This is a genomic window from Bradyrhizobium erythrophlei, assembly GCF_900129505.1.
Taxonomy (GTDB): domain Bacteria; phylum Pseudomonadota; class Alphaproteobacteria; order Rhizobiales; family Xanthobacteraceae; genus Bradyrhizobium; species Bradyrhizobium erythrophlei_D.
The window spans coordinates 8,141,207-8,158,230 of sequence record NZ_LT670818.1; the positions used below are offsets into that span (position 1 = coordinate 8,141,207).

The following is a 17,024-nucleotide window of genomic DNA, read 5'->3' on the forward strand; positions in this document are numbered from 1 at the left end:
AAATTCCGGGAAATCAAGCCTTCCGGCGGGAGCAGCTACGCGCGCTCTGACAAAAATTCCAGCACCCCCGTCTTGTAGACCTTGTCGCCGACCGCACGCATGTGGTCGCGGTTGGGAATGTCGAGCACTTGCGCGTCCGGAATGATCTCGCCCAGCGCGTGCGCGGAACCCGCGATCTCGTCCGAGGTGCCGACCGCGATCAGAACCGGCACGGCAATGCGAGCGGCTTCTTCTTTGGTCATCAGCCGTCGCGTGCCGCGCAGGCAAGCGGCGAGCGCGCGGCGGTCGGAACGGGTCTGGTCCGCGAACGCGCGAAACGTCCGTCCCACCGGATCGGTGACATCATCGAGCGAATCCGCCTCCAGCGCCGCCGCGACGTTTTCGCCGGGACCGCCGCCCTCGATCAGGGCCATGCCGATGCCGCCGAAAATCGCCGAGCGCAGCCGCTGCGGCTCACGCAGCGCCAGGCAGGCCGTCATCCGCGCACCGAGCGAATATCCCATGACGTCCGCGCGCGCGATGTCGAGATGATCCATAAGCGCACTGACGTCACCGGCCATGGTCGGAATCGAATAGGCTTCCGCATCGTAGAGCTTGCCGGAATCGCCGTGGCCGCGATTGTCGAGCGCGATGACGCGGCGGCCGTTCTTCTTCAGTTCGGAAACCCAGGTCGGATAAACCCAGTTGACGTTCTTGGTTGAGGCAAACCCGTGCACCAGCACGATCGGCTCGCCCTCGCCTTCGTCGAGATAGGCAATTTCAACATCGCCGTTTTGAAAACTCGGCATCGATCATTCCGTAATTGTTCGTGGATCCTGGTTCCGCGGGAGGTGCGCCCCCTCTCCCGCAGGGATAGGGTCGGGGTGAGGGGTTACGGTCTATCGTGAGACTCTAACCCCTCACCCGACACTGCGAGCCGACCTCTCCCTTTGAGAGAGGTTAAATGAGCTCGCTGTAGATTCAGTATCAAATTCAATGATCCGGTTCCTAGCCGCTCGCGGCTGACATCGCCATTGCCGGCGGCGCCATGGCCATCTGCCGCCGCAGCCGCCGCGCCTTCCTGGCGTTGAGCCACGACTGGGTCAGCCGTTCGGTGGTGGCCTTGATCGACGACAACAGGCCGAACAGCGCGAACAGCGCGCCGAACACCCACATCGTGAGATTGAAGGCCCCGGCCGCCAGCAGCAGCGCGCCACGGCCGAAGATTTTCAGGAACGCGCGGGTCTGGCCGCCCTTGGATTCCGCCAGCCGCGCGGCGCGCGCGACGTCCTGCGGGTTCTCGGCGATCTTCAACGTGTCCTGCGCGGCGCGCATGCCGGCCTTCTCGCCGACGCGCCCGACATCCTTGGCGAGGCGCACCAGCGCGCCGGCTTTCTCGGCGCGAAACGCGGCCCTGATCGCGGTCATGGTCTGGCCCGGCCGCAGCACCGAGCCGGACGCGACGGCGTTCTGCAGCATCGGCGCATCGACCACCTCGCGCGCGGAGCGGCCGGCCCATTCGGTGAGCCCCTCGCCGAGCCGGCCGACCTTGCGGGCGTCCTTGACCAAAGTGAGGCCGGCGCGTACCGGCGCCACGCCGCCGACGGAGACGTAGGTCGCAGCGGTCACCACCAGGCCTGCGGCGGCGAGGCCCAGCACCAGCCGATCGGTGTCCTCGCCCATGGCGAGGTGCTTGCCTTCGCGCACGACATCGCGGATGTCGCCGAACACGAAGAGGTCGCCGGCAACGGTGCCCGACAGGCTCGCGACGTCGTCGGCATTGCCGGTGACGAGGCCCGAGGCAAAGCGCTTTGCAAAATGCGATGAGGAGCCTTCCTCCGTCACGGCATCGCTCACCCGCCGCGACAATTCTTCGCTCAAGGGAACGTTCTTCTCCCGCGCAAGCTCGGCAAAGCTTGCGGCCAGATCGGCGTCGCCGGAGGCCAGCGCCGCCTCGATATTGTCAGCGACGATGCCCGGGTTATTTCGCAGCGTAGAATTGAGCTGGAGGTCGGCGAGGTCAGCAGGGTCGTCCTGCGCCGCCAGAATGGCGCCGGCCTCGCGGGCATGGGGCCACAACAGCACGCACGCGATCGCGCACACCGCCATACCTGTGAGTGCCGAACCGATGCGCAGCCATTTCATCCCGAAAACCCGGTTTTCCCGCTTGCCTCAACATGGTGTGCCGTTTTTAAGACACAACGTCCCCGACGAAAGAAGGGCTTCTCGGGAACGACAATATTGTGTCGAATTTGCATGAGCAAATCAGCGTTCGGGGCACTAGGAATCACCGGTTCCCGCCAGTATGGTGCGCAGCGTTTCAATCGCGCTGTGGCGTCGCTCATGTCCGGCTCGATTGCCATCCAAGGTGAATGTTATGTCCGACCATGTGGTTCCGCACTTTCACAACGACGCCGGCGTCTCCGTGATCGAGATCGGCTCGCAGGAGTTCATGTGCGTCGGCGCCAATCCGCCTTTCGATCACCCGCATGTTTTTCTCGATCTCGGCAACGACAACGAGATCATCTGCCCCTATTGCTCGACGCTGTACCGTTATGCCGTCGACCTCAAGGCCGGCGAAGCACGGCCGCCCGAATGCGTCGTGAAGGATAAAGCCGCCTGAGCGGGCGGTGGCGGCGTCACGCACGGTCTTCATCGCTGGTGCCGGGATCGGGGGATTGACGGCCTCGCTGGCGCTCGCGGCAAAAGGTTTTCGCGTCGTCATCCTGGAGAAGGCCGAACGGCTCGAGGAAGTCGGCGCCGGGCTGCAGCTCTCGCCCAATGCCAGCCGCATCCTGGTCGATCTCGACGTGCGGGACGCCCTCGCCGGGCGCGCCGTCACCCCTGAAGCCATCAGCCTGATGAGCGCGCGCAGCGGCGGCGAAGTGATTCGGCTGCCGCTCGGCGAAGCCGCCACGGCTGCCGCCGGCGCGCCCTATTGGGTGGTGCATCGCGTCGATCTGCAGGCGGCGCTGCAGGCCAAAGTCAGGGAACATCACGATATCGAATTGCGGCTCGGCTGCCAGTTCGAGGACCTCGCCACCCACGCCAAGGGACTGACGGTGGTCAGCCGCGCCGCCATGAGCCGCCAGCAGGATCTGGCGCTGGCGCTGATCGGCGCCGACGGCATCTGGTCGAGCGTGCGCCAGCATCTGTTTCCGCACCTGCAGCCGCAATTCTCCGGGCTGATTGCCTGGCGCGGAACGCTGGAGGCCACCCAACTGCCGCGCGAATATGCCTCGCGAAGGGTGCAGCTCTGGATGGGGCCGAACGCGCATCTGGTCGCCTATCCGATCGCGGGCGCGCGCCAGATCAACATGGTGGCGGTGGTGCCGGGCACCTGGAACCGGCCGGGCTGGAGTGCGCCCGCCGACGGCAATGAACTGAAGAACATCTTCGGCTCGCCAACCTGGCCGGGCCCGGCGCGGATGATGATCGGCGCCGTCGACGGCTGGAAGAAATTCGCGCTGTTCACGCTGCCCGAGGGCAACGAATGGACCAAAGGAGCGATTGCGCTGCTTGGCGACGCCGCCCACGCCATGCTGCCGTTTGCCGCCCAAGGTGCGGGCATGGCGATCGAGGATGCCGCGGTGCTCGCCAAATGCCTCAGCGAAGCCGCGGGCGACAACGGCGCCGGCATCCCGGCCGCGCTGCAGCGTTATGCGCAAGCGCGCCGCGCGCGCGTGGCGCGGGTCCAGCGCACCGCAAGGCGCAACGGCATGATCTATCACCTCGCGGGACCAATGGCGCTGGCGCGCGATCTCGCGATCAAGGCGATGGGCGCAAAACAGATACTGGCGCGACAGGACTGGATCTATCAGTGGCGGGTGTGAGCTACAGGTTGTCATGCCCCGCCACCGGGTCTCGCCTTCGGCGAGCCCGATGACAGGCTCCGGCGGGGCATCCAGTACGCCGTAGCTTCTCGGCCTATGCATCACTGTCTCTGGAATACTGGATCGTCCGCCGGAGCCTGTCATCGGGCGGCGCGGCGCGCCGACCCGTTGGCGGATGATAACAACCGGGACACACCTTCGCGGTCTCGCCGCTTGTTTCGCGCGAGGTTTGGCTTGCTCGTTCCGCCCTCTCCAATCAGGGCGCAGGGAATGCCGGGCGTCCGATGCGCCCGATAGCCGCGCGTGCAATGAGTGTGGTAGAACGCACACGCGTTAGTCAGGTCACACCGGGAAACGTCCGGCATTCCCCGCGCAATGGTTTTACGGCTTATGTCGCGCTCTCCCCGGCGATCGGGCTTTCTTGTCACCGTCGCTTGCGAATGAATCCGCAAACTTGACGCCGGCGTCGAGGCGTCAGGACCACACGATTTTGCCGTCCGCGAGTTAGGCGCCCTCGTCTATGGCGCCGCTCGCGTCCACCGCATCCTGTCCCGCGTCCGTGACGATCTCGAGCCGCCCCTCTGTGGGACAGGACGGGCAAGGTTATACAGGTGATTTGGGTCTTCTGAAAATCAGAATATTTTTCACAAAGGGGCTGGACAGGTTTTCGGTGATTTGCCCGTCGGGTCGGATCACAGGACGCACACTCCCACGTGCCCGCTGCCTACGCGGTCTTCTGCAGGTGCTTCATCGTTTCGATCAGCCGTTGCCTCATCGCGCCGGTGTCGAACAGGAACTCTCCACCTTCAGGCCGATACATGGCGAGCATCTCTACGGTCTGCTGCACGTAGTCATCGTCCGGAAAGCGATCGTCCAAGGCCACCTCGATCTCATTCGCAGACTCGATCGACATATCCGTTCCCGAAACAAATCGCTCAACCAGTTGCTCAATCTCCGAGATCATCCTCATGCCTGCCTCGGACTGTATCACCATGATAACCCCTGTCGCGGCCTCCCGGGCGTGCGGGATTCGCCGGATTAATCGCTAATACACCGCGCTGCCCTAACGCGGCACCGGCGGCGCGCCCTTGGCAGGCTTCGCACCCGTCGCGCTGGCGATGGAAGCCGCGGTCGCCGCCGGTGTGGCGGCCGCCGTGGCTGGCGGCGATGGACGGCACTTGTTCTGCCGCCACGCCTCCTCGGCGAATTTCCGTTGGCCCTGGACCGAGATGGCTTCGTTGCGATAGGCGAGCTCAGCCACCACGGGACCTGCGACGCCGCCCTGGGCCTTCTCGATTAGCCCCTCCAATTCCGCAGCGCGCGTGTCGAGGCTCTTGCGCTCGGTCTCCAGCTGCTTGCAGTCGTAGAGCTGGTATTTGGCGGGATCGGCGAACGCGGTCGACATGCCGTCGCCCATGCTGGCGCAGCCGGCGAGCCCGGCGCCAGCCGCGAGCAGCGCCGCCGCGGCGGCGGCGCGCGACAGTGCCCTGCCCTGGAAAATGCAAACGATCATGCGCCCCTTGCTAAACCGACAATCTTGCGGTTGCGTAAAGCAGCCGCGCGTGACCGGATTGAGGCTTTGCCTGAGCCGGCGTGCCCAAGATACTGTATGGACGCATGAACTTGGCGCCAAACCGCTCACATTTCGGCGGCTCATGCGCTAGCCAAGGACCCCGCTTTTCTTTCAACCCGACCCAATTCCAATGCTGAAGGAAACGCGCTAAGTAGCTGATCTCGCGACTAAAGCGGACGTGGCGGAACTGGTAGACGCAAGGGACTTAAAATGCCTTGCGACTCCTGAAAACTCTCACCTTTTTTGGAAAACACGATCTCACCCTTGGCATCAACCTGCCGGAACGAAGCGAGATTTGGAAAACATTTTTGCGGGCCTCTGATGGTCCTTACAGTCGAAACGCTGCTTGCGCTCGGGGGTGTAGTTACTGGTCCGCTCGCACTTCCTTGCCAGCAGAAGGCTTCCCGCACGCCCGTAGTCCAAAAACCGTTTCGTCCACCAGACGCCAGTACGCTTCTGTTACCTTGGCATCTTCGGCCGATAGTCCACTCGTAATTTGCATTTCGGGTCCGAACCCCGAGAGCGTGGCGGTAAGGCTGACCATCATGTAGTGGAAGAGGATTGGATCGACTTTGGGAAGCAATCCTTGCTTCTGAGCCGCGACGATCTGAGGGATCAATCGTCCGAGCAGCGGCGCCAATACCGCTTCCGCGACCCACTTCAGCCGCGGGTTGCTGGTCAACGTTTCCTGCCGCATGAACCGATGAAATTCGGGAAATGCGACGGTATAACGGAAGAGCGTGGCATATTCCTCCCGCAATCGGGCAAGCGGAGACAGATCGGAATTTTCCGGCGCCGAGCTATCCCAACCCGCCCTGATCTGCGCGAATGCATGCTCGGCCGCCGCGCGCCAGAGAATGTCCTTGCTTCGATAGTGGTATGTGATCAGTGGATGCTGCAGACCGAGCCGATCCGCAATCGCACGAATGCTCGCCCCTTCGAATCCGCGCTCAGCGAATTCAGCTATCGCCGCGTTCAGGATCGAGGCACGCGTCTCGAGCGAGCGTTGCTGCTCTGCCCTCCTGCGTGGAGGCCGCCGCCCCGCGGTCGATGCCGCCTTCGCCGTCTTCGCCATTTTTATTGGCTAACACGATTGCAGCGGAGACGCCAAGGTGCTGAAATGCGCTGATCTGCAAACCCTTGGGCTACCAGTCCTCGCCGACGTTCAGGCGTTCGGCTCATTGTCCTTCAAACACCAACGTCGGCGGCTCGATATCCTTGTTGAAGGCTTCTGCCGTGTTGGCAAAGCCGCGCTGCGCATCCGGGCCGTTGTATAGCTCCATCGCCACATCGAGCATCACGAGATCGGCAGCCGCTACCCCTCCGCTCGACCAGGCCTTGAGCAACGTGCGCGTCGCGGCATACGACCTAGTCGGTCCGCTCGCCAACTGCTGCGTCAATGTGGCGGCTGCCGCTGCGAGTTCGTTCTCAGGCACCACGTGCGTCGCAATTCCGAGCGCACCGGCCTCGCGTCCGGAAATCGGCTCACCAAGCATGGCGAATCGCGATGCGCGAGCCCGACCGGCGCGCTCGGCGATCCGCTGCAAGGCTCCGGCGATCGGCAGCATCGCGGTCGTAACTTCGACGCAGCGAAGGGTCGCATTTTCGGCCGCGACAAGAAAATCACACGCCAACGCCAGCTCGAAACCGCCACCGAAGGCGATCCCCTGCACCACAGCCACCGTCGGTATCTTCAGCATCTCGATGGCGCGATAAGAAACGTTCACGTCCGCGACAAATGTTCGGAACCAGTTGACGTCCTTTCCCGGCCATTCACGTACCTCGCCGCCAAAGCTGAAGTGCGGCCCCTCGGAGCGAACCACGAGCACGCGTATGTCGCTTTCGCCGGCCTGGTGCACGGCGGCTCGCAAGGTTTCCGCGAAGCGCAGGTCGACGCGGTTGAAGGGGGGATCGGCCAGCACAATGTTTCCGATGGCGCCGTCTCGTTCAAATCGAATCGTCGTCATTGTAATTTTTCCTCCTTTGTGCCGACGTCAGGCCGGACGTTGAGCGGTGGGTTCAGGTATGATCGGCAGCAGCAGATGCGATGGCCGCTCGGCATCTCGATAGATCTTGTGGGTTACGGTCTTACTGCTGCAGACGTGGTACGGAATGTACTCGACATTGGTCATCGCTCCGGTGCCGGTCGGAACATCCATGCATGTGATATCGAGGCAGATCCGGTGACCCGCCTTGAATTGGTTCGCGGTGGCGAGGATCTGTATGCGGTACTCGGCCACTTCTCCCGGTTTCACGGGAGCGATTGAATCGCGCGTGAGCTTGTGGAACGGCTCCCAGGGCTTCGAGCGCTTCTCGTCGAGTGCCCGATAGGATGCCTTCAGCCAGCCTCGCGTCAGTTCGCGCTCGGGCAACGACGACGGGACATCGCGCTCACCCTCACGCGCGGTACGAACCGAAACGTCTGGCCCCACGTCCTTGAGCACGATGATCCAATTGGTGTCGTCCTGATCGATGGCCGCGTAGAGCGTCAGCGTGATTGGGCCGGCGACGGTGACATCATGCGGCAAGGGATCGGTCATGTAGCGCAGGCGCTCGACTTTCGTCGTCCTCGTCACCGGCATCTGCGTGAAGACGTCAGGCTCGCGCGCCGCAGCGCCAAGCTCCGTGGCAGGTCGCGGCGCCTCGGTCGACAGTGTCTCCCAATGGGAGAGATAATATTTTGTCCACAACGTCTCCGGCAGCGGCCAATCCGCGCCGGTGCGCCACTCGTTAGCGCCCATGAGCCAGTAGCGCACCGGCGGTTCGTCCATGATGCCGGTGTTCCGCCCCTTCAGCCAATGGTCATACCACCGGATGATCTCGTCATGATGTTGATGGAACGGCCGCTCCAGGTGAGCCGGCCCGGTAAACAGCAACTTCTTTGGCGCATCAACATTCTGAAAATAGTGCTGAGCGCCCAACCAATGGAGCTTGTAAGTGTAAGCGTAGGCTCCTGAGCCGGTATAGAATGGTATTTTGATTTTCTTGAAGATCTCTTCCGTGCGCTCGACCGCGCCGTCGAACTCCCAGGGGTGCGTCATCATGAGATACATGATGAACGTGCGCTGCCCCTTTTGAGTGAGAATGTTGAAGAGGTTGATGTACTGCTTGTAATCCGGGTTGCGCATGGCGAGGCGCCAGAGCTCTTCCTCTGCAGCCGGAAGCTCGCCGGGCCTGTCGCGAGACTCGTGAACCGTGCTGAAGACATCGAGCAGATACGGAAAGGTGTGCAGAACCCCGCCGGGATTGAAGTCGCGGAACCCGAACATGCCGCCATACGCACTGCACGCGTCATAAGGAAAGATGGCTTTCAGCGCGGGATGTCCCTGCGCGGCAGCGCGCCATTGTTCGCCGGCATAACCGGAGATGCCGACCATCCCGACCTTGCCGTTTGACCACGATTGTTGCGTGATCCATTCGATCAGGTCGTAGTGATCCGTATCCTCGTGGCCGTAGTGCCCTTCCGACTTGGCAGAGCCCCTTGGCTGCGCGATCACATGAACATAGCCATTGGCGATGAAGCGCCGCGTGTCGCCCGCCTCTATCGGACCAAACCAGAGAGGCGCGTGAGCCGGTTGCGGCGGCAATATGTCGGCGATGTCAGGGCCCTGAATGTCCTTGTTATGCAAGGCCGCGGCATAGAGCACGGGGTATTTGCCAGGCTTATCGGGTCGATAGACGTCTACCGCGAGCCGCGTACCATCTCGCATCGCGACACTGATGTCCCGCTCCTCGATCATCGCTTCGTCTCCGCCCGTTCTGCGGCGCTGACCGCCGACGTTTTGCAGTCGCGAGCGCAGCATCGACCGACTGTCGTCCACGCAGTGAGGCAGGACTATGCCACTTTACTTTACATTCGTAAAGTATAATATTGAGCCGAGGCCGCATGACGGCCATCCTGAAACGAAATCACATTCAACCCTACGAGGAGAGCTGAACATGGAAGGCACAAGATTTCTGCCGCTGCTTGGTCGCGTACTTATCGGTCTGCCGTTTCTCATGAGCGGTCTCGGCAAAGTCGCGAGCTATGGGGCGACGACAGCCTATATCGGCAGTGTGGGCTTGCCGTTGGCTCCACTCGGCTGGGCGATTGCCGTCGCCTTCGAGGTCGGCGGTGGGTTGTTGCTGGTTCTTGGTTTTCGTGCGCGGGGAGTGGCAACCGGTCTTGCGGCGTTCACTCTGGCGACCGCGATCTTCTTTCACAACAACTTCGCAGACCAAAACCAGATGATCCATTTTCTCAAGAACATCATGATCATCGGCGGGCTTTTGCAAATCGCGCATTTTGGAGCCGGACGCTACAGTCTGGACGCGCACAGAGCGCGCGATCCCAAAAAAGTAGCAAGTGCGACCGCTTAACACGCGCCGGAGGAAAACGTTTGCCGACCTGTGACGAAAAAGCTATGCAAAATCAATAAGGTGGACGTGGCGGAACTGATAGACGCAAGGGACTTAAATGCCTTGCGACTCCTGAAAACTCTCACCTTTTTTTGGAAAACACGATCTCACCTTCGGCATCAACCGGCCGGAACGAAGCGAGATTTGGAAGATAGAACATTCCTGTGCCGACCGGCTGGCGTAGAACGGACTACACAGATTGGCACGCCAAGCCCCACGGTGCCGGCGCCTCCGAGGCGAAGTCAGATGGTCTGAGCATCTCGGCCGCTGCAGGCTCAAATGGCAGATCGCCGCTCGCCCGTTAACAGTCTATTAACCAACGCAGCCCAGCCTGTGGTTATCGCCCGGTCATCATAAGCCGATTACCGCCAGGTTCGTTTTGGGAGAACAGCGATGTCCGTTGAGACCCTGACATATGCCGCTCTGGGTGCCCGCCTGAACATCTCGCCAGCGGCCGCTCGTTCGCTTGCCAAGCGCCTCCAGTTGCCGCGCTCACTTTCGGATGACGGCAAAGCCCTGGTGAGCGTTGATCTCGCTGAAATACGGCATACGCCCCGTCCACCAGTTGGTCGCCAGGCAGGCAACGTCGCCCTATTAGCGGCAAAGATCGAGGCGTTGCAGGCGGAGATCGCGTGGCTTGAAGCAAGGGCGGCCGATCACAGAGCAGATTTTGGGCGCGAGCGTGAGCGCGCCGATCGCGTGACGGTTGAGCTGTTGCAGGCGACTGCAGAGACGATGGCAGCCAAGGAGGCGGCGGCACGGCTTGAAGGTGAGGTCGCGGCTCTGCGGACCGGTGGCCGAGCCGGCGGCTCGATCGACAGCCACGGACAAGCCGCACGCCGACTGGGACATCTAGCCGCGACTATCGTGGAAGCAGACCGCAAGGCTTGTAGGTAGCAATCCGTGTCGTTTCCCAGCTTGCCGGAGCAATCATGAGGCAAAAATGTCCAACATCACCGATATTCGCGAGATGAAGGCGCGCATTATCGTGTTTGGGGTCGGTGGCGCCGGCGGCAATGCCGTCAACAACATGATCACTTCCGGGCTGCAAGGCGTCGACTTCATCGTCGCCAATACCGATGCACAGGCGCTCGCCACGTCGAAGGCCAAGCGCATCATCCAGATGGGCACCCAGGTAACCGGAGGCCTTGGCGCCGGCTCGCAGCCCGAAGTAGGGCGCGCCGCAGCCGAAGAGGCAATCAATGTGATCCGCGATCATTTGACGGGCGCACACATGGTGTTCGTTACTGCCGGCATGGGCGGCGGCACCGGCACCGGGGCGGCGCCCATTATCGCCAAGACCGCGCGTGAGCTTGGTATTCTCACCATCGGTGTAATCACCAAGCCATTCCACTTCGAGGGCCAACGCCGCATGCGCTTTGCCGAAGCCGGCATCGCGGAACTGCTGAAGGTGGTGGACACGCTGCTCATCATCCCAAATCAAAACCTGTTCCGGGTGGCCAATGAGAGGACCACATTCGCCGATGCCTTCGCCCTGGCCGATCAGGTGCTTTATTCGGGTGTGGCCTGCATCAGTGACCTTATAGTCAAGGAAGGTCTGATCAATCTCGATTTCGCCGATGTTCTCGCCGTAATGCGCGAGAAGGGCAAGGCCATGATGGGCAGGGGCGAGGCTTCTGGCGAGAAGCGTGTGCTCACCGCCGCTGTGGCCGCGATTTCCAATCCATTGATCGAGAACCCCTCGATCAAGCGCGCCAGTGGCCTCATAATCTCCATCACCGGCGGCAAGGACCTGATGTTATTCGAGGTCGACGAAGCTGCTACCCGCATTCGCGAAGAGGCCGACCCGGACGCCAACATCATTGTCGGCGCGTCTTTCGATGAAAGCCTGGAAGGTATTGTCCGCGTTTCGGTAGTGGCGACCGGCATCGATAATCTCGACCCGGCGCGCGAGACGCAAGCAGCGGAGAGCTCACTCACAGAACTCGCCGGCAGGCTGCGCAGCGACAGCCGTCGCATCACCGACGGGATCGAACGTAGTGCACCGCTGCCGCAATTTGAGAGTCCGCCGCTTCGCCCGATGGCCCGCCACCCCGAAGCGCGACTGGAAAAGCCACTTTCGGAATATGCGCGCCATGCGGCTCCGCAGGGCCTCGATCCGTACGGCCGCTCCTCTCCTGTGCACAATTCGATCGAGGAAACCGTTCTCGATATCCCGGCCTTCCTGCGCCGCAAGGCCAACTGAGCCGTCGCAAGAACCAAAGTAACTCGCCTCCAATGGCACGCGACTTCACCGAACCCTCTGCGACCGCTTCTAAGAGATTCACCAGGTGACAATCGCCGATCGGTATAAGCTGAGTTCGAAGGGGATTTTTCGTCTGGAACCGCTGCCGTGCGGCTAGTGGGTTAGTTCGATTGTGGCAGAGTTCCGAGCTGGAAAATCGACCGTCCGAAGCGCATATTCCGGGGATGGCGACAATTGTGCAGTGCAATTGCGGCGCCGAGTACAGACGCACTGAAGAGAAGTTCTTGGTACCGCATACGGGTGACGCGGTCTGCACGGTCTGCGGAGCTGCTCTCGAATCGTGGCGGGAAACTACCCACGTTCCCACTTACGAACTTATTGAACGTCCAGCGAGGAAGCCGGAATGACACTAGCCTAGTGCGCCTAACTTGATTCCGGCAGAAAGTTAATATTGAAAGTTCTGGCGCTTCTCACGATCAGGGCGCACACTTTGTCATCACCGCCCGGTCGCGTGGCAGCTGTCGGTGATGAGAACGCCGATCGCGCTCCCGCCAATCCTCAAATGGATGGAGCTGCGTATGCCAGAGCATCGCAGTTTCACACGAACTGCCTCCCTTGAAGAAAGCCTTGCCAAGGAAGCAACGCAGTTACGCAAGCAGGCTCAAGGTACCCCGCCGGGCGTTGAGCGCGACCTCCTGCTTCGCAAAGCCCGCCGAGCCGAGACAGCTTCTCATATGACGAAGTGGCCGGCCTCGGGCTACACGCACCAAGATAAGTTCAATTAGAAATGGCTATCTATCGCCTATTAAAGAACTCTGCCTTGGAGCCGGAAGAGATTAGGCGCATCACAGAGGCATACGAGCAAGCGTTGCATGCCCTCTGCGTCAAGGATCGCGACGACCCTCTAACGGAAATGATCGCGAAGCGAATCATCAAGATCGCGCAGACTGGGGTCCATGACGCGGCGCAGCTTTCGGCTCTGGCAGTCGCAGAACTACGCATCCGGTAAGGCCGCCTCTGTTGGCGGCCTCCCCCAGGGTGCACGCCCGAGGAGCAACAACATGACCCCACTCATTCCCGAGGAATCATCGACCAGATTGATTGACTGGAGTCCCTTCGTGATTATGGGCAACACGATGCCGCCCCGAGATCCTGATGAAGACGATGAGGACGAGGACGAAGAGGAAGAGGAGTCCGTCGACGAACCGCCGGTCGTGCGCGAGCCGGACGAAGATTAGTCCCGCACGATTATCGCCGCCTGCAGCCTGGACAATTTGTCTTCAGTGATCCAAAAAGAGTGTTGCAAACACTATCGGCACTTGGCCGACGCCAGCCGTTTGCCGAATGTCCGCTCCGCGCCAGAAGTGGCCGTCCGCGAGACAATAAAAAACAAAAGGCCACGCGGGCATTACACCGCATGGCCTTTGCGAGACTGTCCCTCCAGGCCCTCCAGAGATTCCGTCTCGTGGCGCATAGTGTGCAGGTGGAGGTGCCTGTCTAGGGTGTGATGGATTTACCCACAGGTCTTACCAACGAACAGCCGCAACCAAGCCGTCCGCTTCAAACAGCGTCTTTGGCAACCTTTAGGGGTGACGCCCTGACCGACTTGCTGGCTGGCTTGGCCGCGAACTCCATGGGCTCTTTCGTGAATGGATTTACGCCGCTGCGGGCTTCAGTAGCAGGCTTGTTCACGACCGACATTTTGGCAAAGCCAGGAATGACGAACTCGCCGGATTCATTCAGTTCTTTATAGCCCACAGTCGCCATCTGCTCGATGACGGCCTTTACGTCTTCTTTGGAAACCTGCGTTTCCGTTGCAATTGCATCTATCAGCTGATTCTTGGTCATCTTGGCCATGATGGATTCCTTTGTAGAGGCTCAGGACAATTTAAAGCGCATGAACCACGCTGGGTGCGTCGCTCTGTTTGAAACGCGGCAAAGCCACGCAGTTCGGTTCTCGTTCATGCCTATGGCGATGAAGTCACCGGGCTTAAAACCTATCGCAGCCTAAAACGCAAGGAGCAGCTCGGCGTGTGTTCCTTACCTTGGCTTCTATGTACCAGCAGTGCTTGGTCGAGAATTCTGTTTGGAAGCGAGAGCACAGTCCGGCATCTGGGGATTGAGGTGCATGACGCTTTAAATATCGCTGAGCAGATCGAGCTCTAATCGTCGGCCACCGGCATCATGCCGGTGGTCGGTTGCGCGCCACAGCTGACATGCAAATCCGGCCCGTAAGCCGACATTGACCAGCCGGCGAGTTCTGGTCTCTCAGCGCCCAATGAACCGACACGGTGGACGGATTCTGCCGACAGACTCAGTCCGTAGCAGGCACGGAGTGATGCTCGTGCGCGATGCGCCAGTCGCCATCGACCTTGCGCAGGCCCACAGTCAGTCGGAACAGAAAGCCGTCCTTGTCTATGGGATTGCTGGACGAGTCAGGGCCGCACCACATAATGGCGACCGCGAAGGCGACGTCCGCGCCCGCGGTAACGGCGAGTTCCCGAAAGTCGAAGGCCGCACCGGGCTTGTGGTAACGGAAAAACAGATCCCAGGTCTGTTCGTAGGCTTCGATGCCCTTGCATTGAAGTGGCGGCGGCAAGTCGAACATCACCATGTCCCCCTCGTGGTGCGCAAGAATGGCGGGAAGATCGTGCCGGCGGACAGCGTCCGCCCAGCCCTCGAGAAGGGCTTTGATCCTAGCTTCTTCGGCGTTGGCCTGTTCAGGCATGGTTTGGACTCGCTGTTGCCACCCTAGGACGAACGAAGGCTGGCAAATCCGACAACCCGTCTGTGCAAGCCAGTGACGTTCACAGCGCCTGTTTAGGGAATTTAGGCCATTTGGCGCTTGGCCGTTGCCTTTGCGCCATTTTGGGACCTTCGCTGACGGAAGGGTTTCAGGTCATTCGCCGGTAACGGCCGCGCGCAGAAGGTTCGGAGCGCGAAATCCCATGGCCAAAGAAAACGAGGTACGTTGTCGGGAGCCGCGCGGCTCGTTCGTCCTCTGGATGCAACGCGTAAGAACCGAATACCTAACCATGAGAACAATCGTCGTAATCACACACATCACTCTCGACAGCGTCATGCAATCACCCCGAGCCTTCAAATGACCCCCACCATCACAGCCTTTGAACGGTCGCCCGACCGCGGCAAGGGACAGGCACGTGACATGCGTGTTCGTTGGGCGCTCGAAGAAGTGGGCCAACCTTACGACGTTCGTCTTGTTTCGTTCAGCGAGATGAAGGAACCCGTGCATCGTGCGCTTCATCCTTTCGGGCAAATTCCGACCTATGAAGTAGGCGATCTCGCCCTATTCGAGTCGGGGGCGATCGTGTTCCATATCGCGGAGCGCCATGTTGGCCTGTTGCCAGACGATGCGAATGCCCGGGCGCGCGCGATCACGTGGATGTTTGCCGCGCTTAGCACGCTGGAGCCGCCGATCGTTGATCGGGAAATCGCCACGCTCCTGGAGCGCGACGAGACCTGGCACAAGCAGCGCCTGCCTATCGTCGAGGATCGCATCCGTGACCGGCTGGGCGAACTTTCCGATCGCCTGGGTGATGCCGACTGGCTCGATGGTGCGTTTAGCGCCGGTGACCTTCTGATGGTGGCGGTGCTGCGCAGGTTGAACGGATCGAGGATACTGAACGAATATCCGAATCTCTCGGCCTATGTCGCTCGCGGCGAAGCGCGACCGGCCTTCAGGCGGGCCTTCGATGCTCAATTGGCGGTTTTCACCGCCGCATCGACCGGCTGATGAGGGCCGCAAGCAACCGGAATCTTGCGCGGCACGGCAAGGGACGAATTAGCAAACGAGAGCCACAAGCATGGCGCAGGAGACAAGCGAACGTCCCCTTCGGCCAACACCGGTCTTACGCGACGACGATCCCGTCCGCGCAATCTGCGGAAGCCCGTGCCAGGGGAGATGCGCCCATCAGGCAAGCAGACAAACTGCTCTGCGAGAGCAGGAACGAGCGGATGTGGGCGGACCGCGAGCCGATCGATCCATCGCCGACTGTCGACCGGGCTATCAATGGCGCCTATCCGTGGCTCGATATCGAATGTTCGCGCTGCAAGGCGGGCGCGCGATGTTGACCTCGCGGCCCTGTCTCATCGGCCGACGCCGTTCGTCCACCACCCGGCCAGCAGGCTCCGATGCAGCGAATATGTAAAGGCCGGCCGCCGACCGCCCGCCACGCTGCTGCAGCTGACGCAGCCGCGGCACCCCCCGCCGGAGAACTGAACTCCGGGATTTCGGCCGAGCCTCAGAGCGTTACACGATCAGATCGTGCTGCGCATGGGTAACGAGGGCACTTCGCGTGGAAGATCTCGGCGTGATCCCGTGCTGAACATTCCGCAGCAATCTCAGCCATCAGCGCGAGGGTACGAGCGATCCGGCAGGAGCCGGCGGTCGAGGTGCCGACGGTGATTGCACAGCCGATGACTGCGCCCGGGGCTGCGGCGGCTTATGCGGCGGCGGGATCGAGACCGCCTGCTGGGAGGCGGGCGGAGGCGGTGATGACATCTTCTGTCTGATGTCTTCCTCGACAGCCTGCAGTGCTGCAATGTTCTGAACCATTTGTTCTTGCTTCGCGGCGAGTTGGTCTACACTGCGCCGCACGACATCGAGATTGGACGCCAAGGGCTGAAGCTGCTGCACCGGGTCAGGGACAATTACAGCCGCGGCTGGCGACTTCGTCGTCGAAACCGATAGCAACCAGGCCAGCGTCGGAACGCGGGATACCACCATCTCTCTTGCTGCATCACTGTGGGACTGCCAGGCAAGCGTGCCGCCGACACCGATGAGAACCGCAATAAGAAAGCGGGTAAGGGTGCGGAATACTCGGCTGCCAAACGATGGCCGGCCGCTGGAGACCTTGCCGCTGGAGACCCTATCGTCGCTCGAGGAGCGAGAAGGATCGATCGACGGCTTCATGGGCCGTCTGCCAATGCGCTGATCGGGCATGGCATCTAGATCACGCACTTCGGCCGTCAGCCACTCCTTCTCTGCAAGAGGTGGGCTTTGCGAGTAATGCAT

The 17,024-nt window shown here is 61.2% G+C and carries 17 protein-coding genes and 2 pseudogenes; 9 read left to right on the plus strand and 10 right to left on the minus strand.

Annotated features, from left to right (window positions below):
* Window positions 1–35 precede the first annotated feature (35 nt).
* On the minus strand, window positions 36–788 hold the full coding sequence (locus B5525_RS38415; protein ID WP_079571300.1) for an alpha/beta fold hydrolase: 753 nt from the start codon (window positions 786–788) through the stop codon (window positions 36–38).
* A gap of 199 nt (window positions 789–987) precedes the next feature.
* Entirely contained in the window at window positions 988–2,124 is a 1,137-nt protein-coding gene (locus B5525_RS38420) for a hypothetical protein (RefSeq protein ID WP_079571301.1), read from the minus strand.
* A gap of 232 nt (window positions 2,125–2,356) precedes the next feature.
* On the opposite strand from B5525_RS38420, the gene B5525_RS38425 reads away from it, so the two are divergent.
* Both B5525_RS38425 and B5525_RS38430 read left to right on the plus strand, forming a co-directional pair.
* Window positions 2,357–2,602: a zinc-finger domain-containing protein gene (locus B5525_RS38425; RefSeq protein WP_079571302.1), complete on the plus strand. Its 246-nt coding sequence runs from the start codon at window positions 2,357–2,359 to the stop codon at window positions 2,600–2,602.
* 7 nt (window positions 2,603–2,609) lie between these two features.
* A complete protein-coding gene (locus B5525_RS38430; protein ID WP_079571303.1) occupies window positions 2,610–3,812 on the plus strand; it encodes an FAD-dependent monooxygenase in 1,203 nt (400 codons plus the stop codon).
* Between the two features lie 724 nt (window positions 3,813–4,536).
* Here the strand turns inward: B5525_RS38430 and B5525_RS38435 are convergent.
* The 5 genes from B5525_RS38435 to B5525_RS38455 all read right to left on the minus strand — a co-directional run bounded on the left by B5525_RS38435 (window position 4,537) and on the right by B5525_RS38455 (window position 9,188).
* Entirely contained in the window at window positions 4,537–4,782 is a 246-nt protein-coding gene (locus B5525_RS38435) for a hypothetical protein (RefSeq protein ID WP_154073705.1), read from the minus strand.
* Between the two features lie 93 nt (window positions 4,783–4,875).
* The gene (locus B5525_RS38440) at window positions 4,876–5,325 is read right to left on the minus strand and encodes a twin-arginine translocation pathway signal (RefSeq protein WP_079571306.1); all 450 of its coding nucleotides are present in this window, start codon (window positions 5,323–5,325) and stop codon (window positions 4,876–4,878) included.
* Window positions 5,326–5,749: 424 nt separating this feature from the next.
* Window positions 5,750–6,460, minus strand: a complete 711-nt coding sequence (locus B5525_RS38445; RefSeq protein ID WP_079571308.1) for a TetR/AcrR family transcriptional regulator — start codon at window positions 6,458–6,460, stop codon at window positions 5,750–5,752.
* Window positions 6,461–6,563: 103 nt separating this feature from the next.
* Complete coding sequence (locus tag B5525_RS38450; RefSeq protein WP_079571309.1) at window positions 6,564–7,352, minus strand: enoyl-CoA hydratase/isomerase family protein; 789 nt, start codon at window positions 7,350–7,352, stop codon at window positions 6,564–6,566.
* 27 nt (window positions 7,353–7,379) lie between these two features.
* Window positions 7,380–9,188, minus strand: coding sequence for a CocE/NonD family hydrolase (locus tag B5525_RS38455; RefSeq protein ID WP_154073706.1), 1,809 nt, complete (start codon window positions 9,186–9,188; stop codon window positions 7,380–7,382).
* Window positions 9,189–9,324: 136 nt separating this feature from the next.
* Between B5525_RS38455 and B5525_RS38460 the strand changes: the two genes are divergently transcribed.
* The 5 genes and pseudogenes from B5525_RS38460 (at window position 9,325) to B5525_RS45690 (ending at window position 13,227) form a co-directional block, all read left to right on the plus strand.
* Window positions 9,325–9,744 (plus strand): DoxX family protein, encoded by a 420-nt coding sequence (locus B5525_RS38460; protein WP_079571312.1) that lies wholly within the window; start codon window positions 9,325–9,327, stop codon window positions 9,742–9,744.
* 432 nt (window positions 9,745–10,176) lie between these two features.
* Entirely contained in the window at window positions 10,177–10,680 is a 504-nt protein-coding gene (locus B5525_RS38465) for a hypothetical protein (protein WP_079571313.1), read from the plus strand.
* 46 nt (window positions 10,681–10,726) lie between these two features.
* Window positions 10,727–11,677 (plus strand): annotated as a pseudogene (gene ftsZ, locus B5525_RS38470) (cell division protein FtsZ); the annotation flags it as partial.
* A gap of 1,099 nt (window positions 11,678–12,776) precedes the next feature.
* Window positions 12,777–12,998: a hypothetical protein gene (locus B5525_RS38480; protein ID WP_079571317.1), complete on the plus strand. Its 222-nt coding sequence runs from the start codon at window positions 12,777–12,779 to the stop codon at window positions 12,996–12,998.
* 52 nt (window positions 12,999–13,050) lie between these two features.
* On the plus strand, window positions 13,051–13,227 hold the full coding sequence (locus B5525_RS45690; RefSeq protein ID WP_172900057.1) for a hypothetical protein: 177 nt from the start codon (window positions 13,051–13,053) through the stop codon (window positions 13,225–13,227).
* Window positions 13,228–13,549: 322 nt separating this feature from the next.
* Here B5525_RS45690 and B5525_RS38485 read toward each other — a convergent pair whose 3' ends face one another.
* On the minus strand, window positions 13,550–13,846 hold the full coding sequence (locus tag B5525_RS38485) for an HU family DNA-binding protein (RefSeq protein WP_079571318.1): 297 nt from the start codon (window positions 13,844–13,846) through the stop codon (window positions 13,550–13,552).
* A 457-nt stretch (window positions 13,847–14,303) separates the two neighbouring features.
* Window positions 14,304–14,717 carry a YybH family protein gene (locus B5525_RS38490; protein WP_079571320.1) on the minus strand — a complete coding sequence of 138 codons (414 nt, stop codon included), beginning with the start codon at window positions 14,715–14,717 and terminating at the stop codon, window positions 14,304–14,306.
* Between the two features lie 375 nt (window positions 14,718–15,092).
* Here B5525_RS38490 and B5525_RS38495 point away from each other — a divergent pair, with 375 nt between their 5' ends.
* Together B5525_RS38495 and B5525_RS46935 are read left to right on the plus strand one after the other, a co-directional pair.
* Window positions 15,093–15,743, plus strand: coding sequence for a glutathione S-transferase family protein (locus B5525_RS38495; protein WP_079571321.1), 651 nt, complete (start codon window positions 15,093–15,095; stop codon window positions 15,741–15,743).
* Between the two features lie 128 nt (window positions 15,744–15,871).
* Window positions 15,872–16,229: pseudogene (locus tag B5525_RS46935) on the plus strand (hypothetical protein).
* A 129-nt stretch (window positions 16,230–16,358) separates the two neighbouring features.
* Here B5525_RS46935 and B5525_RS38505 read toward each other — a convergent pair.
* The gene (locus B5525_RS38505) at window positions 16,359–17,024 is read right to left on the minus strand and encodes a hypothetical protein (RefSeq protein WP_079571323.1); all 666 of its coding nucleotides are present in this window, start codon (window positions 17,022–17,024) and stop codon (window positions 16,359–16,361) included.